General features: G+C 66.6%; 1 protein-coding gene. It reads left to right on the top strand.

What is annotated here, in order from left to right; all coding sequences use genetic code 11:
* Nucleotides 1-121 precede the first annotated feature (121 nt).
* Complete coding sequence (locus ABZ463_RS41605; RefSeq protein ID WP_362785742.1) at nt 122-1,363, top strand: IS256 family transposase; 1,242 nt, start codon at nt 122-124, stop codon at nt 1,361-1,363.
* Nucleotides 1,364-1,421 lie beyond the last annotated feature (58 nt).

The following is a 1,421-nucleotide window of genomic DNA, read 5'->3' as shown; positions in this document are numbered from 1 at the left end:
GGTTGCGTCCACGGACGTGGTGTATGAGTTTCCCCAGCTAGATGGCGTGGCGCCGTGAATGAGGACGGCCATCGCGTGATCCTTCGTGATTGCGACATCAAGATCGAAGGAGAAGAAAGCGATGGCCGTGAACAACAGTGTGGACCCCGCCACGTGGCTGGCGGAGCAGATCCAGCAGCAGGATCCGGATCTGTTGCGATCCATGGTGAAGACCATGGCCGAGACGTTGATGTCGGCCGAGGCCGACACCCTGTGCGGCGCCGAGTACGGCACCCGCAGCGACGAGCGCACCAACCGCCGCAACGGCTACCGCGCCCGCGAGTGGGACACCCGCGCCGGCACCGTCGAACTCGCCGTTCCGAAACTCCGCTCGGGCTCCTACTTCCCCGAGTGGCTGCTGGAGCGTCGGCGGCGGGCCGAGCAGGCGCTGATCAGCGTGGTGGCCACCAGTTACCTGCTCGGGGTGTCCACCCGGCGGGTCGACAAGCTGGTGGAACAGCTCGGCATCAAAACCATCTCCAAAAGCCAGGTCTCCCAGATGGCCAAGGTCCTCGACGTTCAGGTGGAGGCCTTCCGCACCCGCGCGTTGGACGCCGGGCCGTACGCGTTCGTGTGGCTGGACGCCCTGACCCAGAAGGTCCGCGAAGGCGGCCGGATCATCAACGTGCACGTCCTGGTCGCCACCGCCGTTAACACCAACGGCAACCGGGAGATCCTCGGGCTGGAGGTCACCTCGGCCGAAGACGGCGCCGGCTGGCTGGCCTTCCTGCGGGGCTTGGTGGCCCGCGGCCTGGGCGGGGTGCAGCTGGTCGTCTCCGACGCCCACCCCGGCCTGGTGGAGGCGATCGGCGCGACCCTGCCGGGTGCGTCCTGGCAGAGATGCCGCACCCACTACCTGCGCAACCTGCTGACCACGGTGCCGAAATCGGCGCAGCCGTGGGTGGCGACACTGGTGCGCACCATCTTCGACCAGCCCACCAGTGAAGCGGTGCACACCCAGTACTCCTGGGTCATCGAGGCACTGGCGGCCAGATATCCGGCCGCGTGCGAACACCTGGATCGAGCACGGGAGGAGGTGCTGGCCTTCGCCGCCTTCCCCCGCGAGGTCTGGAAGCAGATCTGGTCCAACAACCCTCAAGAACGGCTGAACAAGGAGATCCGCCGCCGCACCGACGTGGTCGGGATCTTCCCCGACCGGGCCGCGATCGTCCGGCTTGTCGGTGCGGTTTTGGCCGAGCAGACCGACGAGTGGACCGAGGCCCGCCGCTACATGGGACTCGACGCCCTGGCCAAGTGCCGGATGCGCGTTCTTACCGGCGACACACCGGCCCATAATCCGCTACCGCAGACACTTACCGCTTAACCTGCAGAAACAGGATCACGCGAAGGTCAGCTCATACACCACTTCGCTGGACGTGACC

This window comes from Streptosporangium sp. NPDC020145 (assembly GCF_040631275.1).
Lineage (GTDB): Bacteria > Actinomycetota > Actinomycetes > Streptosporangiales > Streptosporangiaceae > Streptosporangium.
Note: the sequence above shows the minus strand (reverse complement) of the source record. Positions and strands in the feature narration are given on the sequence as shown.

Excerpts from the sequence above, each read along its gene's own strand:
- ABZ463_RS41605 (WP_362785742.1), top strand. The coding sequence starts at position 122 with ATGGCCGTGAACAACAGTGTGGACCCCGCCACGTGGCTGGCGGAGCAG.